Annotated in this window: 30 protein-coding genes and 1 tRNA gene; 18 read left to right on the top strand and 13 right to left on the bottom strand. The window is 65.2% G+C overall.

The annotated features are described in order from the left end of the window. Positions 1 to 4 precede the first annotated feature (4 nt). The 4 genes from MPE_RS02790 to MPE_RS02775 are packed head-to-tail and all read right to left on the bottom strand — an operon-like array spanning position 5 to position 2,780. Positions 5 to 640: a DUF4136 domain-containing protein gene (locus MPE_RS02790; protein ID WP_011828155.1), complete on the bottom strand. Its 636-nt coding sequence runs from the start codon at positions 638 to 640 to the stop codon at positions 5 to 7. A 19-nt stretch (positions 641 to 659) separates the two neighbouring features. Beyond that, positions 660 to 1,601, bottom strand: coding sequence for a tRNA 2-thiocytidine(32) synthetase TtcA (gene ttcA, locus MPE_RS02785; protein WP_011828154.1), 942 nt, complete (start codon positions 1,599 to 1,601; stop codon positions 660 to 662). Next, the gene (locus tag MPE_RS02780; protein WP_011828153.1) at positions 1,598 to 1,999 is read right to left on the bottom strand and encodes a dihydroneopterin aldolase; all 402 of its coding nucleotides are present in this window, start codon (positions 1,997 to 1,999) and stop codon (positions 1,598 to 1,600) included. The genes ttcA and MPE_RS02780 overlap by 4 nt, the downstream gene beginning before the upstream one ends. Position 2,000: 1 nt before the next feature. Further along, a complete protein-coding gene (locus tag MPE_RS02775; RefSeq protein WP_011828152.1) occupies positions 2,001 to 2,780 on the bottom strand; it encodes an SDR family oxidoreductase in 780 nt (259 codons plus the stop codon). Between the two features lie 78 nt (positions 2,781 to 2,858). Here MPE_RS02775 and MPE_RS02770 point away from each other — a divergent pair, with 78 nt between their 5' ends. Then, a complete protein-coding gene (locus MPE_RS02770; RefSeq protein WP_011828151.1) occupies positions 2,859 to 3,935 on the top strand; it encodes a class I SAM-dependent methyltransferase in 1,077 nt (358 codons plus the stop codon). Between the two features lie 15 nt (positions 3,936 to 3,950). Continuing rightward, positions 3,951 to 4,145 (top strand): DUF2905 domain-containing protein, encoded by a 195-nt coding sequence (locus MPE_RS02765; RefSeq protein WP_011828150.1) that lies wholly within the window; start codon positions 3,951 to 3,953, stop codon positions 4,143 to 4,145. A gap of 10 nt (positions 4,146 to 4,155) precedes the next feature. Here the strand turns inward: MPE_RS02765 and MPE_RS02760 are convergent, their stop codons facing one another. Continuing rightward, complete coding sequence (locus tag MPE_RS02760) at positions 4,156 to 4,554, bottom strand: hypothetical protein (protein WP_011828149.1); 399 nt, start codon at positions 4,552 to 4,554, stop codon at positions 4,156 to 4,158. Positions 4,555 to 4,675: 121 nt separating this feature from the next. On the opposite strand from MPE_RS02760, the gene MPE_RS02755 reads away from it, so the two are divergent. The 4 genes from MPE_RS02755 to MPE_RS23860 all read left to right on the top strand — a co-directional run bounded on the left by MPE_RS02755 (position 4,676) and on the right by MPE_RS23860 (position 7,246). Continuing rightward, positions 4,676 to 4,752, top strand: a tRNA-Met gene (locus tag MPE_RS02755). 215 nt (positions 4,753 to 4,967) lie between these two features. Further along, entirely contained in the window at positions 4,968 to 5,840 is an 873-nt protein-coding gene (locus MPE_RS02750) for a tyrosine-type recombinase/integrase (protein WP_049820746.1), read from the top strand. A 106-nt stretch (positions 5,841 to 5,946) separates the two neighbouring features. After that, positions 5,947 to 6,417: a hypothetical protein gene (locus MPE_RS02745; protein ID WP_011828147.1), complete on the top strand. Its 471-nt coding sequence runs from the start codon at positions 5,947 to 5,949 to the stop codon at positions 6,415 to 6,417. A gap of 109 nt (positions 6,418 to 6,526) precedes the next feature. Beyond that, positions 6,527 to 7,246, top strand: a complete 720-nt coding sequence (locus tag MPE_RS23860; protein ID WP_011828146.1) for a hypothetical protein — start codon at positions 6,527 to 6,529, stop codon at positions 7,244 to 7,246. Between the two features lie 130 nt (positions 7,247 to 7,376). On the opposite strand, the gene MPE_RS23855 is transcribed toward MPE_RS23860, so the two are convergent. Further along, on the bottom strand, positions 7,377 to 7,571 hold the full coding sequence (locus MPE_RS23855; protein ID WP_148210874.1) for a hypothetical protein: 195 nt from the start codon (positions 7,569 to 7,571) through the stop codon (positions 7,377 to 7,379). Between the two features lie 20 nt (positions 7,572 to 7,591). On the opposite strand from MPE_RS23855, the gene MPE_RS02740 reads away from it, so the two are divergent. From MPE_RS02740 to MPE_RS02705, 8 genes are all read left to right on the top strand, one after another. Then, complete coding sequence (locus MPE_RS02740) at positions 7,592 to 7,849, top strand: hypothetical protein (protein WP_011828145.1); 258 nt, start codon at positions 7,592 to 7,594, stop codon at positions 7,847 to 7,849. Beyond that, entirely contained in the window at positions 7,849 to 8,097 is a 249-nt protein-coding gene (locus MPE_RS02735) for a hypothetical protein (protein WP_011828144.1), read from the top strand. Before MPE_RS02740 ends, MPE_RS02735 begins: the two co-directional genes overlap by 1 nt. Further along, complete coding sequence (locus tag MPE_RS02730) at positions 8,094 to 9,056, top strand: AAA family ATPase (RefSeq protein ID WP_041929506.1); 963 nt, start codon at positions 8,094 to 8,096, stop codon at positions 9,054 to 9,056. Before MPE_RS02735 ends, MPE_RS02730 begins: the two co-directional genes overlap by 4 nt. A gap of 158 nt (positions 9,057 to 9,214) precedes the next feature. Then, positions 9,215 to 9,472: a hypothetical protein gene (locus tag MPE_RS02725; protein WP_041929505.1), complete on the top strand. Its 258-nt coding sequence runs from the start codon at positions 9,215 to 9,217 to the stop codon at positions 9,470 to 9,472. Positions 9,473 to 9,832: 360 nt separating this feature from the next. Next, positions 9,833 to 10,999 carry a phage major capsid protein gene (locus MPE_RS02720; protein ID WP_011828140.1) on the top strand — a complete coding sequence of 389 codons (1,167 nt, stop codon included), beginning with the start codon at positions 9,833 to 9,835 and terminating at the stop codon, positions 10,997 to 10,999. A gap of 24 nt (positions 11,000 to 11,023) precedes the next feature. Continuing rightward, complete coding sequence (locus MPE_RS02715; RefSeq protein ID WP_202796704.1) at positions 11,024 to 11,425, top strand: hypothetical protein; 402 nt, start codon at positions 11,024 to 11,026, stop codon at positions 11,423 to 11,425. 3 nt (positions 11,426 to 11,428) lie between these two features. Continuing rightward, positions 11,429 to 11,818, top strand: a complete 390-nt coding sequence (locus tag MPE_RS24840; RefSeq protein WP_011828138.1) for an HNH endonuclease signature motif containing protein — start codon at positions 11,429 to 11,431, stop codon at positions 11,816 to 11,818. A gap of 233 nt (positions 11,819 to 12,051) precedes the next feature. After that, entirely contained in the window at positions 12,052 to 14,430 is a 2,379-nt protein-coding gene (locus tag MPE_RS02705) for a phage tail tape measure family protein (protein WP_011828137.1), read from the top strand. A gap of 275 nt (positions 14,431 to 14,705) precedes the next feature. Here the strand turns inward: MPE_RS02705 and MPE_RS23120 are convergent, their stop codons facing one another. Beyond that, positions 14,706 to 16,274 carry an anti-phage dCTP deaminase gene (locus MPE_RS23120; RefSeq protein ID WP_011828136.1) on the bottom strand — a complete coding sequence of 523 codons (1,569 nt, stop codon included), beginning with the start codon at positions 16,272 to 16,274 and terminating at the stop codon, positions 14,706 to 14,708. A 329-nt stretch (positions 16,275 to 16,603) separates the two neighbouring features. Between MPE_RS23120 and MPE_RS02695 the strand changes: the two genes are divergently transcribed. Beyond that, positions 16,604 to 16,849, top strand: a complete 246-nt coding sequence (locus MPE_RS02695; RefSeq protein WP_041929504.1) for a hypothetical protein — start codon at positions 16,604 to 16,606, stop codon at positions 16,847 to 16,849. Between the two features lie 112 nt (positions 16,850 to 16,961). Further along, positions 16,962 to 17,210, top strand: coding sequence for a hypothetical protein (locus MPE_RS02690; RefSeq protein ID WP_041929503.1), 249 nt, complete (start codon positions 16,962 to 16,964; stop codon positions 17,208 to 17,210). A gap of 35 nt (positions 17,211 to 17,245) precedes the next feature. On the opposite strand, the gene MPE_RS02685 is transcribed toward MPE_RS02690, so the two are convergent. Then, the gene (locus MPE_RS02685) at positions 17,246 to 17,734 is read right to left on the bottom strand and encodes a DUF3568 family protein (RefSeq protein ID WP_011828134.1); all 489 of its coding nucleotides are present in this window, start codon (positions 17,732 to 17,734) and stop codon (positions 17,246 to 17,248) included. Between the two features lie 219 nt (positions 17,735 to 17,953). Here MPE_RS02685 and MPE_RS02680 point away from each other — a divergent pair, with 219 nt between their 5' ends. Together MPE_RS02680 and miaB are read left to right on the top strand one after the other, a co-directional pair. Then, positions 17,954 to 18,328 (top strand): hypothetical protein, encoded by a 375-nt coding sequence (locus MPE_RS02680; RefSeq protein ID WP_011828133.1) that lies wholly within the window; start codon positions 17,954 to 17,956, stop codon positions 18,326 to 18,328. Beyond that, positions 18,325 to 19,698 carry a tRNA (N6-isopentenyl adenosine(37)-C2)-methylthiotransferase MiaB gene (gene miaB, locus MPE_RS02675; protein ID WP_011828132.1) on the top strand — a complete coding sequence of 458 codons (1,374 nt, stop codon included), beginning with the start codon at positions 18,325 to 18,327 and terminating at the stop codon, positions 19,696 to 19,698. The genes MPE_RS02680 and miaB overlap by 4 nt, the downstream gene beginning before the upstream one ends. An 18-nt stretch (positions 19,699 to 19,716) precedes the next feature. On the opposite strand, the gene trhA is transcribed toward miaB, so the two are convergent. The 5 genes from trhA to MPE_RS02650 all read right to left on the bottom strand — a co-directional run bounded on the left by trhA (position 19,717) and on the right by MPE_RS02650 (position 24,073). Next, positions 19,717 to 20,361 carry a PAQR family membrane homeostasis protein TrhA gene (trhA, locus tag MPE_RS02670; RefSeq protein WP_011828131.1) on the bottom strand — a complete coding sequence of 215 codons (645 nt, stop codon included), beginning with the start codon at positions 20,359 to 20,361 and terminating at the stop codon, positions 19,717 to 19,719. Positions 20,362 to 20,465: 104 nt separating this feature from the next. Next, positions 20,466 to 21,656 carry an 8-amino-7-oxononanoate synthase gene (bioF, locus tag MPE_RS02665; RefSeq protein ID WP_011828130.1) on the bottom strand — a complete coding sequence of 397 codons (1,191 nt, stop codon included), beginning with the start codon at positions 21,654 to 21,656 and terminating at the stop codon, positions 20,466 to 20,468. Further along, the gene (gene bioD / locus MPE_RS02660) at positions 21,646 to 22,359 is read right to left on the bottom strand and encodes a dethiobiotin synthase (protein WP_011828129.1); all 714 of its coding nucleotides are present in this window, start codon (positions 22,357 to 22,359) and stop codon (positions 21,646 to 21,648) included. The genes bioF and bioD overlap by 11 nt, the downstream gene beginning before the upstream one ends. Next, positions 22,356 to 23,687: an adenosylmethionine--8-amino-7-oxononanoate transaminase gene (gene bioA, locus MPE_RS02655; RefSeq protein WP_011828128.1), complete on the bottom strand. Its 1,332-nt coding sequence runs from the start codon at positions 23,685 to 23,687 to the stop codon at positions 22,356 to 22,358. Before bioA ends, bioD begins: the two co-directional genes overlap by 4 nt. Further along, complete coding sequence (locus MPE_RS02650; protein WP_011828127.1) at positions 23,684 to 24,073, bottom strand: 6-pyruvoyl trahydropterin synthase family protein; 390 nt, start codon at positions 24,071 to 24,073, stop codon at positions 23,684 to 23,686. Before MPE_RS02650 ends, bioA begins: the two co-directional genes overlap by 4 nt. Positions 24,074 to 24,207 lie beyond the last annotated feature (134 nt).

Raw genomic sequence — 24,207 nt, 5'->3', positions numbered from 1 at the left:
TCGATCAGCGCGCCGAGGGGGGCAACGCCACCGTCACCGTCCGCGGCGTCAGCGCCGGCAGCGGAAAGTCCTTCATCGCCGCCTCGAACATCGCCGGCAGCAGCGCCTCCGAGGTCCAGCGACTCGAATAGGCGGCACGCGTCTCGTAGACGATCTGCTGGCTACGCCGATCACGGATCAGGATGCCGACCTCGCGCTGGTAATCCGGGATGTCGTAATAGTCATAGCCGAACCCCGGTGCATAGCCGAAGCCCGGCCCATGGAAGAACGGTCGGCGCGCGCCGTAGAACCACCAGTCGTTGCGCCAGGCCCAATGGCTCATGTAGGGATCGCGGCGCGCCACCTCGAACACCCGGGCCCCGACCTGGATCAGCACATCGGCCTGCTCGGACGGGACGCGAGTGAAGCCGGCTGCCTCGAGCGCCGGCAGGGCCGCGGCCTCGATGCGGTCCTGCTCGGCCGCGTTCGCCTGTTGCGACGGCAGGCGTTCGACCGCGTAGCTGCCCGGCTTGCGATCGGCCGGCCAGCTCCCTTGGCTGGACACGTCAACGGCCACGCTGTTGAGGCTGGCGCAACCGGCGACGAGCAGCGCCGCAGCGCATGCCGCCAGCGATGCCATGGCGGATCGGGTTCGATGCATGCGGACTCCTTGCCCTGACTCAGCCTTGCCCATGCCAACGGATCGGCATCGCGGCCTCGATGACCGACGCCGCGCCGGGCGGCGCACAGGTCTCGTCGTCATCGAAGGCCTTGTCGCCCAGTTCGTCGGCTCTTCCGGTGGCTTGGAGGGTGGTGAAGGGGTAGAGGTTCCGGTCCTGCAGATGAGAAGGCACCACGTTGGCCAGCGCGCTGGCCATGTTGTCGAGCCGACCCGGGTGCTGGCGCTCCCAGTCGCGCAGCATCTGCGCGATCTGCTTGCGCTGCAGGTTCTCCTGGCTGCCGCACAGGGTGCAGGGGATGATGGGGAACTGGCGGTGCGCGGCCCACGCTTCCAGGTCGTGCTCGGGCACGTAGGCCAGCGGGCGGATCACGACATGCCGGCCGTCGTCGCTGACCAGTTTGGGTGGCATGCCCTTGAGCTTGGCGCCGAAGAACATGTTGAGGAACAGCGTCTGCAGCATGTCGTCACGGTGGTGGCCGAGCGCGATCTTGGTCGCCCCCAGCTCACCGGCCACGCGGTACAGGATGCCGCGCCTCAGCCGCGAGCACAGGCTGCACATCGTCTTGCCTTCTGGCACCACGCGCTTGACGATGGAGTAGGTGTCCTGGTTCTCGATGTGGAAAGGCACACCGCGGCTCGCCAGGTATTCGGGCAGCACGTGCTCGGGAAAGTCGGGCTGTTTCTGGTCGAGGTTGACCGCGACGAGCGAGAAGTCGATCGGCGCGCGCTGCTGCAGGTTCAGCAGGATGTCGAGCAGCGCGTAGCTGTCCTTGCCGCCCGACACGCAGACCATGAGCTTGTCGCCGGGCTCGATCATGTTGAAGTCGCCGATGGCCTGGCCGACCAGCCGGTGCAGGCGTTTGCTGAGCTTGTTGGCCTCGAAGGCGGGCTTGCCGGCCTGACGTTGCGTGACGCCGGGCTCGATGACGACGGCACTCATGCGTCGCTCTCCTTGATGTGGAACACCTCCACGCCGACCGCGGCGCAGTCGGCGTAGACGTCGGGTTTCTCGGTCGACACGCGCACCGCGCGCACCTGGGGATGGGCCAGCATGCGCGCGGCGATCTCGTCGCACAGCGTTTCCTGCAGTCCGATGTGGCCCTGCGCCACGCGCTCGGCGATGGCGTGGCGGATGAAGTCGTAGTCGACCACCTCGTCGAGCCGGTCCTCGCGCGGCGTGCTGGCCACCAGCGGCACGTACAGATCGACGTCGATCAGCAGCCGCTGCGGACCCACGCGCTCGAAGTCGTGCACGCCGATGCGCACCGGCAGCGCATACGACTTCAGGAACACGCGCCGGCACGCCGCCAGCCGGGGATGCAGGGTCCAGTGCGGCACCTCAAACCCCCTCGCGCGCAAGGAACAGCACGTCGCGCGGCTGCGCAGACAGGTGCTGCCCGCCGTCGACCAGCAGCGTGGTGCCGGTGATGGCCGGCGACTCGATCAGGAAGCGCACGGCACGAGCCACGTCCTCGGGCGTCGACGAACGGCGCAGCGGCGTCATCGCGTGTGCGCGCACGAACTCCGCGCTGTCCATCGGTCCCGACGGCAGCGTGACGCCGGGCGCAACACCAACCACGCGCAGCGTGGGCGCGAAGGCCTGCGCCTGCAGCGTGGTCGCCGCCTCCAGCGCGGCCTTCGACAGCGTGTACGAAAAATGATCCGGATTCGGGTTCCACAGCTTCTGGTCGAGCAGGTTGACGACACAGCCACGCCCCGAGCTACCGCTCAGCCGCTGGTGCAGCGCGGCCGCCAGCAGCACCGGCGCGGCGGTGTTGACCTGCCAGTGCTCGGCCATCGACGCGTAGCTGCAGTCCCCTGCGCCGTCGTACTCGAAGCGCGAGGCGTTGTTCACCACCGCGTCGATGCGCCCCATGCGCTCGGCCACGGCAGGCAGCAGCGCGCGGCAGGCGGTCTCGTCGGCCAGGTCGGCCACGAAAGCCTCGGCGCGCGCACCGGCCGCGCGGGCTGCCTGCAGCGTGTCGATCGACTCGTCGCTGGCCCGATGGCTGTGCACCGCCACGTCGAAGCCGTGCGCGGCCAGTTCGAGCGCGATGGCGCGGCCGACGCGCCGTGCGGCACCGGTGACGAGCACCACGGGACGGGAATCGACGCTCATGTCGTGCGGGACAATGGAGGGGTGGAATCGAGCCCCGTCAGTGTAGCCAGCCCCCCTTTGCCGAGCCTGCAAGAGGCCTTGAAAGCGCGGATCGCAACGGAGATCGAGCGCGCCGGAGGCTGGCTCGGCTTCGAGCGCTACATGGAGCTCGTACTGTATGCACCCGGTCTGGGCTACTACGTGCGCGGCGATCGCCAGTTCGGCCTGATGCCGGGCTCCGGCAGTGATTTCGTCACCGCACCCGAGCTGAGCCCGTTGTTCGGCCGCGCCCTGGCGCGCCAGATGGGCCAGGCGCTGGACGCCACCGGCACGCGCGAAGTGTGGGAGTTCGGCGCCGGTTCGGGAGCGCTGGCCACGCAGTTGCTGGAGGCGCTGGGCGAACGGATCGACCGCTACGTCATCGTCGACCTGTCCGGAGCGCTGCGCGAGCGTCAGCGAACCACGATCGCCGCGCGGGTGCCGCCGCAGCACGCGGCGAAGGCCGTGTGGCTGGACCGCCTGCCGGAGCGGATCGACGGCGTGCTGGTCGGCAACGAGGTGCTCGATGCGATGCCGGTGGCCCTGCTGCACTTCGATGGCCACCAGTGGCTCGAGCGCGGCGTGGTGTTCTCCGACGGCCGCTTCATGTATGCCGACCGCCCGACCTCACTGCGCCCGCCGCTGGCCGCCGACCGCGTACCTGGCACCACCGTCGAACTGCAGCGCCAGGGCGAGGCCTTCATCCGCACGCTGGCCGCCACGCTCCGGCGCGGTGCGGCCTTCTTCATCGACTACGGTTTCCCCGAGGCCGAGTTCCATCATCCGCAGCGCATCGGCGGCACGCTGATGTGCCACCGCGCGCACCAGGCCGACGGCGACCCGCTGAGCGACGTGGGCGACAAGGACATCACCGCCCACGTCGATTTCACCGGCATCGCGCTGGCCGGCCAGAACGCCGGGCTCGCGGTGCTGGGCTACACCACCCAGGCGCGTTTCCTGATGAATTGCGGCCTGCTCGACGACCTGCAGGGCGCCGACCTGCGCGCCATCGCCGCGGCGCAGAAGCTGCTGACCGAGCACGAGATGGGCGAGCTGTTCAAGGTGATCGGCTTCGCGGCCGGCGAGCCTTTCGATGCGATCGGCTTCGCCCAGGGCGATCGCAGCCACATGCTCTGAGACCGGAACCCCACCATGCTGCGCTGGCTGCTCGTTGTCGTCATCACGCTGGTCGTCTTCAACGGCCTGCGGCCCTGGCTCCAGAAGTTCGGCCTCGGCCGCCTGCCCGGCGACCTGAACTTCCGCCTCGGCGGCCGGGAATGGTCGCTGCCGATCGCGACGACGCTGCTGCTGAGCTTCCTGGCCATGGCCGTCGGCGAACTGATCTGACAGGCGCTCCTCAGCGCGTGATCGTCCACTCCTGCCCGCAGCCACGACATCGGACGGCGACCGCATCGGCCTCGGCCTGCGGCCCGGCAGCCACATCGAAGCGGGCATAGGCATCGCACTGCGGGCACACCGCCTGGTTGGCGGTGGTTTCCGCATGCAGCAACAGGAACAGGTAGCGGCGCAACGCCCACAAGCCGATCCCCGCCGACAACAGCACCGAGATACCCGTCACCATCTGGTCGCTCAACGGCGCGCGGCGGTCGTAAACCTCCAAGCCTCCCAGCAGCCCGACCATGCACATGAAGGTGAGCACCAGATGCGCATGGCTGGAGATCAACTCGCGCTCGTACCACTTGCGGAATCCGCGCTTGCGGATCCCATCCGCGAGGTCTGATCGCCACCAGCCCATGGAACACCTCGTTCGATGCGTGCTGCGCATCGCGGCCCGATGCTGGCACAGGCAGGGTGCTGCCCCGAAAACCGTGCGGCACTCGCAAGCCAAGAGAAGGCTCGCTATAATGCGCGGCTTTGGCGCTTTAGCTCAGTCGGTTAGAGCGACGGAATCATAATCCGCAGGTCCGGGGTTCGAATCCCTGAAGCGCCACCAGATGCCAGCAAGGACGGGCCTTGCCAGACTCTCCACCTAGTCCGCCGGTGAACAAGGCGGGCAAGATGCGATGAGGTCTTGCAATGAACTGTTCTGCACAGTCCACCGGTGACTTTGCGACGACGCCCGCCAGCGTCCCGCATACCGGCGTTCCACCACCGGCACCAGGTGTCCGGGACGGGTCTATCGCCCTCCGGCACCTGATTGATGCCTACATGGCCGCCTATGCCGGCCGCGACACCAGCCGCACCCAGCGCCTCGATTGGTGGGTGGCCAAGCTCGGCGGCGTCTCGCTGGCCGATCTGACCGACGACCACGTCTTTACAGCCTTGGAGCAGCTCGCCACCCAGCGTGGCCGCTACTTCGCCGGCAAGGACGCCGACGGCAAGCCCGTCATGAAGGCCAAGCGCAGGCCGCTGGCGCCCGCCACCCTGAACCGGTATCAGGCCGCTCTCTCCGCGGTGCTGACCTGGGCGCAGCGGCGCCGCATCGCCCCGAAGAACTGGCAGAACCCCTGCCGGCACGTCGAGCTGAAGGCCGAGAAGAACGAGATCGTCCGCTTCCTCAGCGATGCGGAGCGCACCGCCCTGCTCGCTGCCTGCCGGAAGTCGTCATGGCCCCGCCTCTACCTGCTGGTGATGATGGGGCTGACCACCGGTGCCCGTCGCGGCGAGCTGGAGGCCCTGCGCTGGGCCGACGTGGACCTTGAGCGGGCCGAGGCTGCCGTGCACCGGTCCAAGAACGGCGACAAGAAGGTGCTGCCACTCGTCCCCGCCGTGGTCGACGAACTGGCCAAGCATGCCGGCGCTGCGAACGCGCTGGTCTTCCCCTCGACGCGCAGACCTGACATTGCCTATAACTTCGATCCTGCTTGGGATCGCGCCCTGAAAGCCGCGGGCGTCAAGAGCTTCAGGTTTCACGACCTGCGGCACTCATGCGCCTCTGCGCTGGCCCAGAACGGCGCCACGCTGCTGGAAATCGCCGAGGTGCTGGGGCACCGGCAGTTGAGCGTCACGAAGCGCTACAGCCACCTCGCGACCGACCACAAGACCAAGCTCATCAATCGCGTGCTTGGCGACATTCGTTGATGATCATCCGGCGCATCAGCGGTCCTGGTGCAAGCGCGGCCGGAAGGTGCTGACACACCGACCGACCGCTGACCCTAACGTGCAACCCTTAAAGGAATCGCACACCATGGCTTCCGAAACTTTAGCCCCCGTGCCAGCAAACATCGTCTTGGTTCGAGATGACCAGTTTTCGTTCGTGAGTGAAACCTACACGCGGCGAAAGCGCCTGCTGTTTGTATCGTTCTTCGATGTTCCTGAAGAACACTTCTACGAGGGCAAGCTGACCGGGATCCGTGCGGCGCGGGAGATGTTCACTGCGCTGTCGCGCGACAGTTCAGTCCGGAACCGATTTGTGTTGCAAGAAGCCCTTAAAGAGGCGATGCGGATCAAAGACGAACAGACAGACTTCGAAACGAAAAGCCGGCAAGGCGCCGCGAATGGCTTCGTGAGCGTCATGCACGATGCGCTTTTTGGTGCGGCCCAGATCGCGAATCCTGAATACTTCGAGAAGGCCCTGAGCCTGGCTCATCAGGACTTGGTCTTTGTGCGCGAACAGTCGCAGAAGATGAAGACCGCCCGCAGTTCCCAAGCGCATTAAAGGTGGGTAAGACAAACAAGACTGAAGCGGCGCCGAGAGGTACGTCTGGGGGGTTGCTTCAGGATACCGTCTTCGGTGGATTCTTAGCTCCGCAGCGGCAAAGAACAAAATGACAAAACCTCAACCAGCGCCGACCCTTGCGACGTGGGCCGAAGAGCATCGCAGCTCGGCGCCCGCGGCATGGATATCAATTGCTGACCGTTTGCTATCCGACGAATCAGCGAAACAGGCGTGGAGTCAGTTGCGTCGATTTGGCGATATCCAAATGGCTGTATTCAGTGATATCTGCCATGCGGTCGAGCGAGCGAGCAATGAGACCCGTCGCAAGCCGACGCTGGTTGAGCGTAAAGAGGTAGAGCGAGTCAAAGACCTTGCCTTGCGTCTCAAGCAGGCGATCAAGCTTTCTTCCTTGCCACCCGGGACTGCGACGCTGTATCAGCTCAACAGCAATTGTGAGCCGCCTGCTCAGCTTTGGATCGGCTGGCGCGATCTTCCTACCGAAGGCGTGGGACTTGGATTTGGCTACTCCATGTCTATCAGCGAAATGCTCGATCGGACGGTTGAACTAGCAGACAAGCACCTTGTATCGCTGGGTCCGCGTGCGGTGACGCGCCAAAAAAGCCGCCCAAAGGTCGCCGCCTTTGTCAGATGGCTCTGCTTCAACTTTGTGCGCAGGTTTGACAGCGAACTTCCACTCGTTGCGGCGCGCTTTACTAACGCCGTCCTGCGGCCAGTCGATCAACTCACCAAAGATGATGTTGCAGCCATCCTCAAGGACTCCCCGCTAGAAAGGCGGAGCAAACCTAAGAAGAAAAAACAAGCTTCTTAGGTAGTCTGGCAAAAGAGCAAGCCCTCTCCAAACTGCGCGGCAAGTCACAGCAATACGCAGTGACTTCGGGTCTGGCGGCCCGTCTTGCTGGCTAGCTTTGGAGGGTTTTGCTTTGGCACCTGATACCACGTTACTTTCTCGACTGATCACCGCCGAGGAATATCAAGCCGCGCGCGGTCACATCTTCCCTAGTCCAACGAGCCTTCAATGGTTCATGCGGCGGCACCGTCCAGCGCTTATCGAGAAGCGCGCGATCCTGATGCCAACCGGTCGATTGCTTGTTGATGAACAGCAGTTCGACGATGCGGTTCTTGCCATTGGGCACGCGAACGTCGCGGGGGCGCAATGAGCGGCCCGGACGAAAAAGCGCCCGGAGCGGTTGCAGCCGACCGGGCGCTAGAGATAGAACGCACCCCGATTGTCGGCGACGGCGCCGACGTTGACAAGAAGTTCGCGACGCTCGCGGCGCACCTCGCGCTGAAGGGCTTCGCCCTGCATCGGCTGACATGCGGCGGCTACCTGATAGCTCGGTGGGACCGTACCGCGTACGCACCCGATCTGCGCAGCGTGAGCGCCTTCCTGGACCGCACGGAGGGCCGCTGATGGAGCCCGTCTACGCAGCCGAATCCGCCATCGACAAGATCGCGGTCGAGTCGCGCGCATGGGCCAAGAAGAGGCCGCGCACGCTGAGTGCTCGGGAGGCCCTCGCCGTCTTGCAGTTCGAGGCCACGTTCGTCGCCGTGGCCGCCTGCGGCCTGGCCAACGGCAAGCCCCTCACCGCCGAAGACCGGCAACGCCTTCTTGTGGCCGCACAGCGCGTTGATGTGCTGGCAGATGAGGCCATCGGATGACGACGCCGCTGTTGCAGGAAGCGCAGGAGAAGGTCGATCGCAGGGCACAGGCGAAGCGCATTGCCACCCCGTTGATTCACGACGCTGCGAGGCTGCTGATGACGACACCAACACCTGTGCGGGCCATCGTACCGACCTGGCTATACGAGGGCCTCGGCCTGCTCGTAGCAAACCCCAAGGTCGGCAAGTCGACGCTGATGCTCCAGATCGTCGTCGCGGTTACCAAGGGCGGCGAGATGTGGGGCCAGTCCGTACCCCGCGCCAAGGTCTTGATGATCGACCTGGAGACCAACGAGAGGCGCCTGCGCCGCAAGCTGGAGCAAGCCGGCGCGGTGGGCATCGAGTCAGGCTGGTTGCTGTACGCGACGAGCTGGCCGCGCGGGCTGCTGGGCATCGATGAGATTGCCAACACGCTCGACCGCGATCCCGAGATCAAGCTCGTGGTGATCGACACCCTGCAGCGCTTCCGAGATCCCGGCGCCGGGAAGCAGAACGCCTATGCGGCTGACTACGAGGCACTCGGCCCCCTGCAGCAGCTATGCCGAGATCGGCCGGGCCTAGCGATCGTCTGTGTCCACCACAAGCGCAAGTCCATCAGTGACGACCCGATCGACAGCATCAGCGGGTCCGCCGCAATCGCTGGCGCCTGCGATTCGATCTGGATCATGAGCCGCAAGGGGTCTGAGTACACCCTGCACATCCAAGGTCGGGACTGGGAACGTGATGAAGACACCTTCCCGATTGAGCGCGTCGATCAGGGATGGCAGCTCGTCAACGGGCCGCGCTACTCGTCCAACGAGGCAGAAGTGCTGAAGCACCTCGAGATCTCCGGCGGCATGACAGGGCCTCAGCTCGGCGAAGCGCTCGGCATTCACCGCGTCTCTGCCTATGAACGATTGAAGCGCATGGCTGATCGCGGGCTTGTCCGCTTCGCCGGGGAGCACTGGCATGTCTCTTAAACATTTACCTTACCTACCTTACGGACCTACAGACCTAACGGCCCTTACGACCCTTACCGAATGGATAGGTCGTAAGGGCGGTAAGGGCGTAAGGGTGGGAAGTGCAAAGCCCGTCTTTCGAATCGCACGCTGCGATTCGTGACCTCAACGAGAACCACATGAGCACACCACAGACCATCGAAGACAAGTGCGTCGGCATCCTGATGCAGGCCGCTCGCGAGCTGATCACCATGCAAGGGCTCGTCCAACCTGAAGACGTACCGGCGCTGCGCGCCAGTCTTCGCGATGCTCACGAGATCCGCGTCGAGATGACGTTCGGTGCTTTCCCGCATCTGCGCGTCGTCACTGTCGATACCCAAGGCAACGACACGCATTTGCTGCGTCGAATCGAGCTGCAATTGCCGTCGGGCCATTGAACACATGAGCGGCAGCTCTTACAATACAAGCGTCGAGGCCGAGCGGGATGCTCTGGCCTCAGCCTACTCAACCAGTGGCGGGACCACAGGCGAGCAGGAAACGGACGTGTCATCGGGACACTCGGTTTGCTCTCGCGAAGAATGTGGTTCTTCTCCGCCGCCTGGTTCGTCTCCAGCGCAGTCGAAGCCCCGCACCATCCGCGAGATGGAGGCGGCATTGCGCATGCTTGGATTCAGCAAGCGCGAAGCTAACACCATCGCAACCCGGGGGTTCAAAGCCCTTGCGGCTCCTTCCGATGACCTGTCCGAACTCGCTGCGCTCCTGAGGCGCACCACGGAAGTTATCGAAAGGAAATTGTGATGATGACGATTGCAGACATCGCCGAAGAGCTCGACAAAAGCAACAAGTCCCTTGAGGCTTGGCGCGACAGGAAAGACAAGGAATTCGAGGAAGTGCGGCAGTTGGTTCAAGACTTCGCCAAGAAGTCGAACCGCCCCGGTGCCGGCTTCGCGTCGCCGATGCCTCTGTCGGACGCTCAGCGCAAGTCGCTCGATCTCGGCGCTCGTGCCCTGATCGCAGGCGACCAGGCCCGCGCTGAGAAGCACTTCGTCGAGGCCAAGGCCATGCACACCGGCAACGACCCGGCCGGCGGCTACATGGTGCTGCCTCAGATGTCGGACGAGGTCACGCGGGTGATGCTCGAAACCTCGCCGCTACTGAGTTCGGTTCGCCTCGTGGATCTCGAGCCGACCGACGAGTTCGAAGAGATCGTCGACCGCGACGAGGTGGGCGTCACCTGGGTGGGCGAGCTAGACAGTCGCTCCGAGACCACGGCGCCGGCCCTGGGTAAGTTCATCGTGCCGCTGCATGAGGTGTACGCGATGCCGGCCGTGAGCCAGAAGCTAATCGACACCGCGTCGTTCAACGTGATGGACTGGCTCAACACCAAGATCGGCGAGAAGTTCGGCTTCTCGTTCGGCGCGTCGATCATCGCTGGTGACGGCGCCGCGAGACCGTCCGGGTTCACCAACTACCCGATCGCCGCCACGGCTGATGCCACGCGCCCCTGGGGCACGCTGCAGTACCTGCCGACCGGCACCGATGGCGCTTTCAACAGCACCACGAAGACGGACGTTCTGGTGGACACGGTGGCCGCTCTCAAGCCGCAGTACCGCACCGGCGCTTCCTGGGTGATGAACCGCTCCACCGCGGCGACGCTGCGCAAGCTCAAGACGACCGACGGCGAATCGCTCTGGGCCGCGTCGACCACGGCTGGCCTGCCGTCCACGCTGCTGGGCTACCCCGTGATCGAAGACGACCAGATGGCATCGATCGCGACGAACTCGCTGTCGATCGCCTTCGGCAACTTCCGGCGCGGCTACACGTTCGTTCGTCGTCTGGGCACACGCTTCCTGGTGGACCCGTACACCAACAAGCCCAAGGTGAACCTGTACGCCTACCAGCGTGTCGGTGGCGCTGTCGCCAACTTCGAAGCGATCAAGCTGGTTCGCTTCTCTGCAGCCTGATCGAGGGGAACAACGATGAAAGATATGTACAACAACGTCGATGTCCGTCGGGCCATCAGCCCGGTCAGCGTCAGCGACAACACACAGATCGTGTCCCAAGTCATCGACATGCTGGGCTATCGGTCGCTCACCTTCTGCATTGCCATTGGCTCGGTCGCTGACGCCGATGCGGTGTTCACCGTTCTGCTGGAGAACTCAGCCACATCGGATATGAGCACGGCCTATGACGTGTACGACAAGGACATGATTGGCACGGAGTTTCTAGCGAGCTTCCGGTACGACAGCGACAACCAGGTCCGCAAACTTGGCTACACGGGCGGCGAGCGCTATGTGCGCATGACGATCATCCCGAGCGGGAATGCATCGGCGGCGCTCATCTCGGCCGTTGCTGTGCTCGGCCATCCGGTGCAGTGCCCGGTCCCGTGACCCGTGGTCCGTCTCATCAGGCTCAAGCCAAGGGTTTCGGCCCTTGGCAGCCCGCTCCTCACACTTGCTCCGGGCAGTTGGAGAGCAGGCAAGGAAGGCTCAACAGCCCGAGGCTACGGCTACCGCTGGCAGCAGGCACGAGAGCGCTACCTGAGGGCGCATCCCTTGTGCTGCTACTGCGAGCGCAAGGGCGAGATCACACGGGCCACAGTGGTTGACCACAAGGTGCCACATAAGGGCATTGAGTCGCTGTTCTGGGATGAGTCCAACTGGCAGCCCATGTGCAAGCAGTGTCATGACGGCGAGAAGGCCCGCGAAGAGAGAGACGGAGGGGGATCGGATCTCTGCAAGGCCATGAAACCTAGACCGCAGGTTCCCGCACGCACGGATTAAATCGTCCATTTGAATGAATTCAAAACGGACCGAAACGCCCTGCAAGCCCGCATGGATGCTGGCCTTCCCGGCATTTGATTGCCGTTTGAAATCAACAAATGGGGTCGGCTGTGTCTGCCGGCCCCACTCGGCCTAAGTCGTGAGTCGCCGAGTCCATGAAAGCAACCGCGACAGCCCGCAGAGCCCTCTTTCGGGGCGCGTGGCGGGCACCCTAACTTGAAAGGTGGTTGACGATGGCCGGTGATTTGAAGGCGCAGATCGAGATCAGTGCCGACTCCAAGGGCGTCGAGAGCGGCGTCGGCAAGGCGAAGAAGAGCCTCGCCAGCCTGGGCGTCACGGCAGACGCGACGGGTAAGCGCGCTGCGGACGGGTTCGACAAGATCGGCACCGCCAGTGCCAGCGCCCGCCGCTCGATCGATGCAACGGTCGCTCGACTTCAGATGCAGGCCGCTACGGTCAACAAGTCGACTGTGGATGCGAAGCTGTTCGAACTCGCGCAGAGAGGCGCCAGCCGCTCCCAGCTTGTGGCCGCTGAAGCCGCCCTTCGCTCTGTCGCCGCCAGCAAGGCGCAAGCCGAAGCCCTGGTGAAGTCCGAGGCGGCCTACAACTCCGCGCGGGCCTCAGCGACCCGCTACGGGGCCTATCTCGCCACGCTGAGTGTCGCTGCCGGTGCTGCGGTCGCCGCCATCATCAAGCGCTCCATCAACGCCCAAGATGCCTTCAACGATCTCAAGGACGCCACAGGCGCCAGCATCGAGAACATCAGCGCCCTGGACCGCATCGCCCGCGAGACCGGGGGTGGCTTCGAAAGCATGTCGTCTACGCTGGTGAAGTTCAACCAGGTGCTGAGCAAGACCGATGACGACTCCGCCGAAGCCGCCCGAATCCTCAAGGCGCTGGGCCTGAATGCAGAGGAGCTGCGGAAGATCGATCCCGCCGAAGCCCTGCGACAAACCGCGGTCGCCCTGGCCAAGGTCGCTGATGACGGCAGTCGGGCCCGTGCGATTCAGGTGCTGTTTGGGAAGAGCGTCCGCGAGGCGGCGCCGCTGCTCAACGACCTGGCCGAGAAGACCGAGCTTGTCGCCACCACGACCACGGCGGCAGCGCTCAAGGCCGAAGACTTCAACAAGAAGATCTTCCAGATCAAGGCCAACGCGGAGGACGCGGCTCGCATCCTCGCTTCGAGCCTGATCCCGACCGTCAGCAACTTGGCGGACGAGTTCCTGGTGGGCATGAAGCACGCCGACGGTCTGCTCGACGCCATCATCACCTTCGGCACGATCAACCCGTTCAAGACGCAGGCCGGCAACCTCAAGTCCTTGCGCGAAGAACTGGCCGGCCTGGAGGGAGACCGGCAGCGTTACGTGCGTGCGGGCTCCGACACCCGAGCCATCGACGACGCCATCAGGAACGCGCGCAAGCAGATCGATTTCCTCAGTGAACTGCAGCAGCGCCAAGCGCTTCAGGGTGTTGGTGACACCAGCGATGCGCTCTCGCGCCGCCTGGCCCCGTCCGCCGCGCCCTCGCTAAAGATCCCCGACAAGCCGCCTCGCTCCACCGGAAGCAAGGCCGACCCGCAGGCCGAGGCCAAGCGCTACCTGGAGAGCCTCCAAAAGCAGCTTGAGGCCACCCAGAACCTGACCATTTCAGAGCAGACGCTGAGGGATCTGCAGATGGATCGGTTGGGCAAGGTGTCGCCTGCCCTGCGCGAGGCCCTGCTGTCGACGGCTCAACAAGTCGACCTGGCGCGCGATTGGACGAAGGCCCTGGAGGACGCGGCACAGGCTCGCGAAGAGGCTTCACGGGTTCAACAGCGGGCAGATGAGGCCGCGGTCGCGAGCGTGGCCCAGATGATCGAGCAGAACCAGGCGCTCAAGGACGAGATCGCCCTGATCGGTGCTTCGATCGGTCAGCGCGTCGCGATCGAGAAGGCCCGCATCAGCTCGGCCATCGCGATCAAAGAGGAAACGCTCGCACAACTGCAGTCCGTCGGAGCCAGCAAGGTCGTCATCGAATCGCTGCAGAAGGAGATCGCCCTGCTTCGCGAGCGGCAAGGCCTCATCGACGATCGTGGCGCAGCCGAGAAGGTGGCGGCCGAAGCCGAGAAGGCGGGCGACGCGGCCAAGGAGCTGGGCCTGACATTCTCATCGGCCTTCGAAGACGCGATCGTCGGCGGCAAGGGCCTTCGCGACATCCTCAAGGGCGTGGAACAGGATCTGTTGCGGCTGGCGGTCCGCAAGGGGATCACTGAGCCCTTCGCCGATGCCGCTGAAGGGTTCTTCAAGAACTCAGGTGAAGGCGGGTGGGGATCGATCCTCAGCGCCGTCGGAAGCTTCTTCGGAGGCGGTCGTGCGATCGGCGGCCCAGTGTCAGCCGGCAAGATGTACCGCGTTAACGAGCGGCGCCCTGAGGTCCTTGACGTGGGCGGCCAGCAGTTCCTGATGATGGGCAATCAGTCGGGCAAGGTGCAGTCCGCCGGTACGAAGGAGCAGAGCGTCGTTGTCACCAACAACTTCACGCTGCACCAGCCGGCAAGTCGCGAGACTCAGCAGCAGATCGCGTCAAGGGCTGGCGCGGCGATCACGGCCGCGATGCGGCGCGGTACGGCATGACGATCAAGGAACTGTGCCAGATCGAGGATGACCGGCCAGCGGCATAGCGACGGATGTTCTATCCGTCAATCATTGCTCACCTGAAATCAATCAAATGAGGCCATCTTTCGACGGATCTTCAATTGACTTGGTGGGGGCGACGCATTGTGGCTCGGGTACGCAGGGCAGAGTAACCGTCACTACACGCGCCGACTCTCGCATCCATTGCGGCCATCCCTCTACCGTTTTTCGAGAGTCGTCAAATTGCTTCAAGAATTGCTCGTCAGCATTGTTAATCATGACGTTCCCTCTTCGGCGAGTGGCAATTGAAGCGATGGGCGCTTTGTGTCGTCAATCATTTTAGTCTCAACAACCAAATATGTCAGCACGAATCTCTTAATTCTTGGGTTCGAGGCGATAGCATTTGGCCCAAGAATTCGGCCTTCTTTTGTTTTTCGATCACAACCAAGCGAAAAATAATCCATATATCTTCTTGGCGCGACTCCAACAAAAGATCGAAAGTTTGCCCGCTTCGGTGAAGGGTCATGAGGCTCAACGCTGATCGAATCGCCAAAGAGTTGGTCGGTACGACTCTTCTCATAAGGCTCGATAAATACGACTTCCCCTATTCCACTCGCAACGATGTGGCGAGCGCAAATATGACATGGGAAAGTTGTACATAGCAATCGCGTCCCTGCAAGCGGCACACCTGCTCTCGCAGCCTGCGTAATCGCGGCCATTTCCGCATGAACCGAGCGCCCGAATTCGATAACGTCAAAGAGCTTCGAGTCACGGAAAAACGCTTCGTCCCCATAAAGTGACTGGTTCGCCAATTCTTCGTCGGATAATTTCTTTAGCGTGCCACTCAACCATCCGTTTCCACGCATTCTCTGCACTGCATCTTGCACGAGTTCTTTTTTTATCGTGGCGTTCGAATCGAATCCTTGCTCGAAATCTCTGGTGACTCCATCATCGCCCTCCCAATAAAGCCCACCACCAAATTTTGGAACTTCGTTACAACCAGTCGTGACGATATCGCCATCTTGAGAAACTATTGCTGCGCCTACCTGCCTCGAAAGATCGAGCGATCTAAGCGCCGCTGCTTGTGCAAAAAACATTCCTTGCTCATCACGACTCGGAGAAATATAGGGATCGCCAAACGTCAATCGCACCAGTCGCTTTAGCGCAGCATCAAGCTGAGTCCTTGATTCACTCGTCACAAAAAAATCAGCAAGCGGGAACGTTGCACTTACTTTTTGACCAAGTTTCCCATCTTCAGTGAAGTCGCGCGTGATTAATCGAACCGCAAGTTCCTCGGGGCTGGAGCCTTGCTCTGCTATAACCCCCTGCAGTTTTCTTGCAAGATTTCTTTTCCTAGACTCTCTTGGCGCGTAGACAGATATCAACGTAAACGCCTTGCCGTACACGTTCCTATATAACTCTACCTCTTCAGGGCGCTTAAAAGATCGAACGATGTAGGCCACTCCGTGTCCAGGTACTCGATGGGGCGACCCGGTCATCTGAGTTCTGATCGCACGGATCTTGGCCAAGCCTAATCTCGCAACTACATCAGCTTGATCCGTCTCTCTCCTAAGTGCCGTTCCCTCTGTCATTAAGTTATCTATACGCTCGTACTCATCCTTAAATGCGGTCGCCTTCGCCCTAAACGGAAGAATGAGTTCACTGAGCGTCACGATCTCGGTCTTATACCCAACGCCTTTAAGTTGAGTGTCCAGAGATGTGCAAACTTTTGATAGGTCGACTCCCGTCGGACCTACCAACCCAAACACGAGCTCGCATGCATCGTGTGTCGGCGTCTGAACAGCTTCTGCCAACGCCCCCGCATCTGCGTTCTGATCGAGCATTGCTCACCCTTAGGGAATGGCCGACGGGCGACTCCAAGCGCCTGAAAATACCGCTGCAGCAAAAGCGTACACAGGTTTCTTCGGAACGCAGTCCGTGCAATCCGCCCCTTGCGCCGCGTGTTCTTCAGTGCCAAACTGCGCGCCAGTGAGTCTGGCGCGGGAATCATAATCCGCAGGTCCGGGGTTCGAATCCCTGAAGCGCCACCAAGACACCCGAGCCCCGCCCCGTGCGGGGCTTCTCGTTTGCGGCGTGGCGTCGGTCCACCCGCATCTGCGGGGCCCGCGAGCGCGGGATTCAGCACGGCTGGGTGCAGGCAGACACTGCGCGCATGCGCCACGACACTCAAGCCTTCAACTGGGACCGCGAGCGGACCGACGACCGGCCGAGCGAGTTCAAGACCTCCACGTCCTATTCGCTGCTGCATGGCGAAGATGACCATGCGCATCGACAACGCCGGGCCCCACCGTCGCGTCACCACAGGACCGGTGCGTTCAATGCCTGGCGTGCGCTATCCGTGGTGCTGTTCGCCGGCACGGTCGCCATCTATCTGCTTGCCAAACATGTCCGTGGCTGAACAGCTCGACCTCCCCCATTCGGGGCGGACGCCAGTGAGGGATGGTTCGCTGCCGGCGAATCACCGATGCTTCGATTCAACTTTGGCGACCGCCGCCGAAAAGGAGCTCTGGATGAACCTGCAAGAACGTGAGGTCGGCGATTTCCGCATCTACGCCGGCGCCCTGGACGCCGCCCGCGGCGGCTACACGGCCGCGGTCGAGGTGCATCGCGTGCGCGGTGCTGACCAACCGCCCGAAGTGGTGTTCAGCAGCGACCGGGTCTCCGGCGGCCACCGCTTCGAGGCGCCGGCCGCGGCGCTGCGGCATGCGCTCGACATCGGTCACCAGGCGATCCGGCTGCGCGAGGCCGTGGCCTCCTGACATCCGCCGTCAAGGTCCCGGGCAAATGCTCCGGATCACAGTGAGCCCGAAGCCCTGACCAGGTAGCTGGTGGTCGCGGCCTTGGCACGCTTGTCGGCCGCCGCCATGGCGCGCTCGGTCTGCTCGACGATCTCCTTCGCCGTGGCGGCATCGTGAACGAACAGGTTGCGCTTCGCCGAAGCGCGCATCTGCGTCGTGGACTTGCTCATCGCCTCGAGTTCGACCTCGATGCTGCGATCCGCAGAGTTGCCCTTGATCAGTTCACCACTCTCGGTCTTGGCGATGCCTTCGACGGTGACGCCCATCTTGCTCAGGGCCGCGAGCGAGGCCGCCTTCACCTGCGTGGCGCTGGCCGTGAACGTGCGGTAGCTCGTGCCGCTCGCCGTGTGCGAGACGCCGGCCGAGGCGCCGACGCCGAGTGCGGTGATCGCCAGCGCGCCGCAGCCGGACAGCGACGCCCCCATCCCCACCAAGGCCAGCAAGCGCATCCACGACGCCAGGATCCGACCAGGGTTCGATGACATTCCGCGCTCCGGCACTTGAGAATCGAAGGGGCAAGGCAACTTCCGCGCCATGAGGCGGCATGCGGCCAGGGTCGTTCAAACCTCCCGAAACCTGCCAGCGTTCGTGACGGATCTGGCATCCGCGAAAGTCACCGCCGGTACGTTTTCGAACAAGTCCGACAGGCTCTGCGGGTCACTACAATTTCGAGCTTCCCCCTCTGCAGCCACTGGATCCACACCATGTACCGCTGTGCCCTGCTCGTGCTCGCTCTGAGTGCCCCGTTCGCCGCGTCTGCCCAGGTGCAGCGCAACTTCCCCTACAACGCGCTGCGCGGTGAGATCGCGATGGTGAATCCCCCCGACGTGCTGCTCAACGGCAAGCCGGCTCGGCTCGCGCCCGGGGCCAGGCTGCGCGACACCAACAACCTCGTGCAGGTGTCCGGGGCACTGATCGGCCAGCGTTTCATGGCGCACTACACCGTCGACACGCTGGGCCTGGTCAAGGACGTATGGGTGCTGCGCGCCGAAGAGAAAACCGGCCTCTGGCCGAAGACCGCCGACGAGGCCGCGCGCTGGTCCTTCGACCCGGCCGCGCAGGCCTGGACCAAGCCATGAGCGCCGCCGGCACCGGCAAGAAGGTCTTCATCAAGACCTTCGGTTGCCAGATGAACGAGTACGACTCGGACAAGATGGCCGACGTGCTGCGCGCGGCCGAGGGCTATGAGCCCACGACCGACGTGGAGCAGGCCGACCTGATCCTCTTCAACACCTGCTCCGTGCGCGAGAAGGCACAGGAGAAGGTGTTCAGCGACCTGGGGCGCGTGAAACACCTGAAGGCCAGGGGCGTGAAGATCGGCGTGGGCGGCTGCGTTGCCAGCCAGGAAGGCGCGGCACTGATCGAGCGTGCGCCTTACGTCGACGTGGTGTTCGGTCCGCAGACGCTGCACCGCCTGCCGGAAATGCTGGCTCGTCGCGATGCGCAGCAGCGCCCGCAGGTCGACATCAGCTTCCCCGAGATCGAGAAGTTCGACCATCTGCCGCCGGCGCGCGTCGACGGCGCGACCGCCTTCGTCTCGATCATGGAAGGCTGCTCCAAGTACTGCAGCTACTGCGTCGTGCCCTACACGCGCGGCGAGGAAGTGTCGCGGCCGTTCGACGACGTTCTCACCGAAGTGGCCAGCCTGGCCGACCAGGGCGTCAAGGAAGTGACGCTGCTGGGCCAGAACGTCAACGGCTACCGCGGCCGCATGGGCGACACGGCCGAGATCGCCGACTTCGCGCTGCTGCTGGAGTACGTGGCGGAGATCCCGGGCATCGCCCGCATCCGCTACACCACCAGCCATCCGAACGAGTTCTCGCAGCGGCTGATCGACGTGTACGCCCGCGTGCCGCAGCTCGTGAACCACCTGCACCTGCCGGTGCAGCACGGCAGCGACCGCATCCTGAGCGCGATGAAGCGCGGCTACACGTCGCTGGAGTACAAGTCTTCGATCCGCAAGCTGCGCGCGATCCGGCCCGACATCAGCCTGTCGACCGACTTCATCGTCGGCTTCCCCGGCGAGACCGATGACGACCACGCGCGCACGATGAAGTTGATCGAGGACGTGGGCTTCGACCACAGCTTCAGCTTCATCTACAGCGCCCGCCCCGGCACGCCGGCCGCGGCACTGCACGACGACGCGCCGCGCGAACTCAAGCTGGCCCGTTTGCAGCAGGTGCAGGAAGCGATCGAGGCTAACGGCCGGCGCATCGGCCAGAGCCGCGTCGGCACCGTGCAGCGCATCCTCGTCGAAGGGCCGTCGCGCCGGCCTGAGCTCAATGCCGGCCACGAGTTGATGGGCCGCACCGAGTGCAACCGCATCGTCAACTTCGCCGGTCCGGCCCGCCTGACCGGACAGCTGATCGACGTGACGATCACCGAGGCCTACCCGCACTCGCTGCGCGGCGAGGTGCTGCTGCGGGAGCGCAGCCCGCAGCCGGCCTGACGGCTGCTGCGCGGCCGCTCAGACGGCCGGCCCCAGCACCGCAAAGAAGTGGCAGGTGCTGCCGGCCAGCACGAACAGGTGCCAGACGAAGTGCCCGAAGCGCAGACGCGAGTCGAGCACGAAGAACACGACGCCCACCAGGTAGGCCAGGCCGCCCGCCAGCAGCCAGGCCAGCATGCCCAGCGGCAGGTCGCGCAACACCGGGCCGGCGGCAAACACTGCGAGCCAGCCCATCGCCACGTAGAGCGCGGTCGACAGCAATGGATTCGCCAGCCGCCGGGTGATCTTGAGCAAGGCGCCGATGACGGCCAGCGCCCACACCAGACCCAGCAGCGTCCAGCCCGGCCCGTCGGGCAGCCGGCCCAGCGCGACCGGTGTGTAGCTGCCTGCGATGAAGAGGTAGATCGCCACATGATCCAGCGTGTTGCACCATCGCTTGGCCCGCCCCGGCGGCAGCGCGTGATACAGCGCGGACGCGAAGTACACCAGGATCATCGTCGCCGAGAACACGCTGACGCCGACCAGCTTCACCGGGCTGCCGTGCCGCGCCGCGAACTCCACGACCACCGGCAAGGACGCCAGCGCCAGCAGCAGCCCGAGGCCATGACTGACCGCGTTGGCCAACTCCTCGGCGGCAGTCTGTGGGCGCTCGGGCAGGACCATGGCGCACGCTCCGGCTTCTCTGCATCACGGTGCTGCGATGCGATGCCTTGATTGTGCGAAGCGCCGTGCGCAGCGGCGCGGCTCACCCCCGCGAAACGGGCAGCTCAGACAGGGGGCCGGGCGCTGGCCGCGAGCAGCGCGGCGCACAGACGATCCACGTCATCCGGCGTGTGAGCGGCCGACATCGAGATGCGCAGGCGCGCGGTGCCGTCCGGCACCGTGGGCGGGCGGATCGCCGGCACCCAGATGCCCTGGGCATCGAGCGCGGCCATCACCCGCAGCGCCGTGCCGTTGTCGCCCAGCAGCAGCGGCTGGATGGCGCTTTGCGAAGCAGGCGCCGGCCAAGGCAGCGCGGCCAGTCCGCAAGCCAGGCGCGTGCGCAGCTGCAGCAGCCTTTCGCGCCGCCAGCCTTCCGACTCGATGACCTGCAGGCTGGCGCGCAGCGCCTCGGCGATCATGGGCGGCGCACCGGTGGCGAAGAAGAAGGTGCGTGCCTTCTGCACCAGCCACTCGATCACGGCGGGTGCGCCGGCGATGAAGGCCCCCGCAACGCCGGCGGCCTTGCCCAGCGTGGCCATGTAGATCAAGCGTGACGACATCGCGTCGGTCGGCACGCGCCAGTGCGACAGGCTTCCGCGCCCGCCCTCACCGAGCACGCCGAAACCGTGGGCGTCGTCGACGTAGAGCCAGGCGTCATGGCGCTCGCACAGGGCGAGCATCTCCGGCAGCGGCGCCAGGTCGCCGTCCATGCTGAACACCGCGTCGGCCACGACGAGCCGCCGGCGCGCGCCGCGCGCCGCGACCAGCGCCCGCTCCAGCGCCGCCAGGTCATTGTGCGGGTAGACCGTGAGGTCGGCCCGCGACAGGCGGGCGCCGTCGATCAGGCAGGCGTGGTTCAGGGCATCGGAGATCAATGCATCGCCGCGCTCGACCAGCGCCGGGATCGCACCGGCATTGGCCGCATAGCCCGCGTAGAAGTACAGCGCGCGCGGCAGACCGACGAAACGCGCCAGCTCCTGCTCCAGCGCCTCGTGCGCCGGGCTGTGACCGCAGATCAGCGGCGAGGCTGTCGCACCGACGCCATAGCGCGCCGCGCCCTGCCGGGCGGCCTCGATCAGTGCCGGGTGCTGCGACAGGCCGAGGTAGTCGTTGCCGGCAAAGGCGAGGCGCGGCTGCGTGTCGGCCTGCACCATCGCGCCGTCGAGCGCCGAGACCACGCGGCGGTGGCGGCGCAGTTGCTGCGTGTCGAGCGCGGCGAGCGCCGACCCGAAAACGTCGTGGATGTCAGGCGGCATCGAGAACTGGCTCAGGGGGAAGTTGCAACAGCAGCGTGCCCGGGTCGGCATCGGGCTGCCAGGGCCAGTCGGCCAACAGGGGTGCATCGAGCTGCCGGCGCAGGTAGTCGACGTTGGCGTCCTGCTCCGGCATCGCGGGATCGAGCCGGCTGACGATCCAGCCGGCCAGCGGCAGGCCGCGTTGCCGGATCGCGTCACGCGTCAACAGCGCGTGGTTCAGGCACCCCAGGCGCAGGCCGACGACGAGGATCACCGGCAGGCCGAGCGCCGCGGCGAGGTCGGCACCGGTCAGCGTGTCGGACAAGGGCACGAGAAAGCCTCCTGCGCCTTCGACCACCACCGCATCGGCTTGTGCGGCCAGCGCGCGGTAGGCCGCGACCAGCGGTTCGATCTCGATCGTTCGGCCGGCGCGCCGCGCGGCGAGGTGCGGCGACATCGCGTCGTGGAGACGCACCGGGTTGTCGAGCGCAGCGGCCACGCGTGCCGTGCCCGCGGCACGCAGCGCCAGCACATCCTCGTTCTCTCGCTCGCCGCCATCGGGTGCCGGCTCGGTGCCTGCCGCGACCGGCTTCATGCCGACACAGCGCGCGTGTCGCGCGCGCAGCGCCCGCAGCAGCGCGACGCTCGCGCGGGTCTTGCCGACCCCGGTGTCGGTGCCGGTCACGAACCAGCCGCGCGCGGCGGGTGTCCGCGGTGCCGTCATGCCAGCGCGACCTCGAGCGCGCGCAGCGCACCGCCGGCCAGTTGCTCCAGCGCCCCGTCGTCCAGCACATAGGGCGGCATGAAGTACAGCGTGTTGCCGATCGGTCGCAGCAGCAGGCCCTGCTCACGCGCCGCGAGGTGGTAGGCGCTGGAGAAACCCACCACGCCGTCGTCGTCGATGTCCCAGGCCCACAGCATGCCGAGCTGGCGCACCGCGCGCACGCGCGGGTGGGCGTTCAGTGGCTCGCACAGCGCGGTCAGTCGCGCGGCGGTGCGGCGGTTGTGCGCCAGCACCGGCTCGCCGTCGATCGGCTGCTCGAACAGATCGAGCACGGTCAACGCCGCGCGGCAGGCCAGCGGATTACCGGTGTAGGAGTGCGAATGCAGGAAGCCGCGCGACGCCAGGTCATCGTAGAAGGACTCGTAGACCGCGTCGGTCGTCAGCACCGCCGACAGCGGCAGCGTGCCGCCGGTCAGGCCCTTGGACAGGCAGATGAAGTCGGGCCGGATGCCGGCCTGCTGGTGCGCGAACAGCGTGCCGGTGCGGCCGAAGCCGACCGCGATCTCGTCGCAGATCAGGTGCACCTGGTAGCGGTCGCACAGCGCGCGCGCCAGCCGCAGGTACTCGGGGTCGTGCATGCCGAAGCCGGCGGCGCATTGCACCAGCGGCTCGACGATCAGCGCCGCGGTGCGCTCGTGGTGCTGATCCAGATAGGCCTCGAGCGACGCCGCGCAGCGCCGGGCGTGGGCTGCGGCGTCCTCGCCCGGCGCGGCATGGCGCGTGTCAGGCGACGGCAGCGCGGCACTCAGGCGCACCAGCGGCGCATAGGCTTCGCGGAACAGTGCGATGTCGGTGACCGACAGCGCCCCCACGGTCTCGCCGTGATAGCCGCCGGCCAGTCCGACGAACTCGCACTTCTGCGGCCGGCCGCGGTTGCGCCAGCTGTGCGCGCTCATCTTCAGTGCGATCTCGGTGGCCGAGGCGCCGTCGCTGGCATAGAAGGCGTGGCCCAGGCCGGTCAGCGCGGCGAGGCGCTCCGAGAGCTCGACCACCGGCTCGTGCGTCAGGCCAGCGAGCATCACGTGGTCGAGCGTCGCCAGCTGCTCGGCCAGTGCGTCCCGCAGCTGAGGGTGGCCGTGGCCGAACAGGTTGACCCACCAGGAACTGACAGCGTCGAGGTAGCGATGCCCGTCGGGGTCGAACAGCCACGGTCCCTGCGCGCGCGCGATCGCCAGCAGCGGCTCGCGCTCGTGGCGCTTCATCTGCGTGCAGGGGTGCCAGACCGCGCGCCGGCTGCGCTCGGCCAGGGTGTCGGGTCCGCGCGTCATCGCCGGCGATCCGCGAGCACCGGCCGGAAGGTACAGCGGTCCCCACTGCTCTGCCGCCCGACGCTGACGCTGGCGATCGCCGGCACCGTGGTCAGCAGCCGCTCGTGGATGAAGCGGCACAGGTTCTCCAGCGTCGGCAGCCCCAGGCCGGGCACCTCGTCGAGAAAGTGATGGTCGAGCTGCTCACGCACCGTGGCGATGGCGGAACGCAGCAGCGCCAGGTCCACCACCATGCCGGTGGCCGGATCGGCCTCGCCACGCACGGTGACCTCGGCCGTGTAGGTGTGGCCGTGGACACGCCGGCTGCCGTCGGCCTCGTTGCGCTCGACCTGGCGGCGAAGCGTGTGCGCCGACTCGAAATAGAAGGACTGGCTCAGTTCGAACATCTCAGAGGTCCATTGCGCTCCGCGCCACCCGCGACGCACGAGGCGGCAGGGTCCGAGCAGCCGCCGCGGACCGGCTCTGCCGGGCCGCCCCAGCGGCTCCCCCTCGAGGGGAAGCGGCATAGCCGCAGCGGGAG

This window comes from Methylibium petroleiphilum PM1 (assembly GCF_000015725.1).
GTDB classification, from domain to species: Bacteria; Pseudomonadota; Gammaproteobacteria; order Burkholderiales; family Burkholderiaceae_C; genus Methylibium; species Methylibium petroleiphilum.
This window is presented reverse-complemented; position numbering and strand designations above follow the sequence as displayed.

Excerpts from the sequence above, each read along its gene's own strand:
- MPE_RS02750 (WP_049820746.1), top strand. The coding sequence starts at position 4,968 with ATGGCCGCCTATGCCGGCCGCGACACCAGCCGCACCCAGCGCCTCGAT.
- miaB (WP_011828132.1), top strand. The coding sequence starts at position 18,325 with ATGAGCGCCGCCGGCACCGGCAAGAAGGTCTTCATCAAGACCTTCGGT.
- MPE_RS23860 (WP_011828146.1), top strand. The coding sequence starts at position 6,527 with ATGACAAAACCTCAACCAGCGCCGACCCTTGCGACGTGGGCCGAAGAG.
- MPE_RS02695 (WP_041929504.1), top strand. The coding sequence starts at position 16,604 with ATGCGCCACGACACTCAAGCCTTCAACTGGGACCGCGAGCGGACCGAC.
- MPE_RS02650 (WP_011828127.1), bottom strand. The coding sequence starts at position 24,073 with ATGTTCGAACTGAGCCAGTCCTTCTATTTCGAGTCGGCGCACACGCTT.
- MPE_RS02745 (WP_011828147.1), top strand. The coding sequence starts at position 5,947 with ATGGCTTCCGAAACTTTAGCCCCCGTGCCAGCAAACATCGTCTTGGTT.
- bioF (WP_011828130.1), bottom strand. The coding sequence starts at position 21,656 with ATGCCGCCTGACATCCACGACGTTTTCGGGTCGGCGCTCGCCGCGCTC.
- MPE_RS02730 (WP_041929506.1), top strand. The coding sequence starts at position 8,094 with ATGACGACGCCGCTGTTGCAGGAAGCGCAGGAGAAGGTCGATCGCAGG.
- MPE_RS02790 (WP_011828155.1), bottom strand. The coding sequence starts at position 640 with ATGCATCGAACCCGATCCGCCATGGCATCGCTGGCGGCATGCGCTGCG.
- MPE_RS02685 (WP_011828134.1), bottom strand. The coding sequence starts at position 17,734 with ATGTCATCGAACCCTGGTCGGATCCTGGCGTCGTGGATGCGCTTGCTG.
- MPE_RS02690 (WP_041929503.1), top strand. The coding sequence starts at position 16,962 with ATGAACCTGCAAGAACGTGAGGTCGGCGATTTCCGCATCTACGCCGGC.
- MPE_RS02715 (WP_202796704.1), top strand. The coding sequence starts at position 11,024 with ATGTACAACAACGTCGATGTCCGTCGGGCCATCAGCCCGGTCAGCGTC.
- MPE_RS02775 (WP_011828152.1), bottom strand. The coding sequence starts at position 2,780 with ATGAGCGTCGATTCCCGTCCCGTGGTGCTCGTCACCGGTGCCGCACGG.
- MPE_RS02740 (WP_011828145.1), top strand. The coding sequence starts at position 7,592 with ATGAGCGGCCCGGACGAAAAAGCGCCCGGAGCGGTTGCAGCCGACCGG.
- MPE_RS02735 (WP_011828144.1), top strand. The coding sequence starts at position 7,849 with ATGGAGCCCGTCTACGCAGCCGAATCCGCCATCGACAAGATCGCGGTC.
- MPE_RS02680 (WP_011828133.1), top strand. The coding sequence starts at position 17,954 with ATGTACCGCTGTGCCCTGCTCGTGCTCGCTCTGAGTGCCCCGTTCGCC.
- MPE_RS02705 (WP_011828137.1), top strand. The coding sequence starts at position 12,052 with ATGGCCGGTGATTTGAAGGCGCAGATCGAGATCAGTGCCGACTCCAAG.
- MPE_RS02725 (WP_041929505.1), top strand. The coding sequence starts at position 9,215 with ATGAGCACACCACAGACCATCGAAGACAAGTGCGTCGGCATCCTGATG.
- MPE_RS23120 (WP_011828136.1), bottom strand. The coding sequence starts at position 16,274 with ATGCTCGATCAGAACGCAGATGCGGGGGCGTTGGCAGAAGCTGTTCAG.
- bioA (WP_011828128.1), bottom strand. The coding sequence starts at position 23,687 with ATGACGCGCGGACCCGACACCCTGGCCGAGCGCAGCCGGCGCGCGGTC.
- trhA (WP_011828131.1), bottom strand. The coding sequence starts at position 20,361 with ATGGTCCTGCCCGAGCGCCCACAGACTGCCGCCGAGGAGTTGGCCAAC.
- MPE_RS02720 (WP_011828140.1), top strand. The coding sequence starts at position 9,833 with ATGATGACGATTGCAGACATCGCCGAAGAGCTCGACAAAAGCAACAAG.
- ttcA (WP_011828154.1), bottom strand. The coding sequence starts at position 1,601 with ATGAGTGCCGTCGTCATCGAGCCCGGCGTCACGCAACGTCAGGCCGGC.
- bioD (WP_011828129.1), bottom strand. The coding sequence starts at position 22,359 with ATGACGGCACCGCGGACACCCGCCGCGCGCGGCTGGTTCGTGACCGGC.
- MPE_RS02765 (WP_011828150.1), top strand. The coding sequence starts at position 3,951 with ATGCTGCGCTGGCTGCTCGTTGTCGTCATCACGCTGGTCGTCTTCAAC.
- MPE_RS02760 (WP_011828149.1), bottom strand. The coding sequence starts at position 4,554 with ATGGGCTGGTGGCGATCAGACCTCGCGGATGGGATCCGCAAGCGCGGA.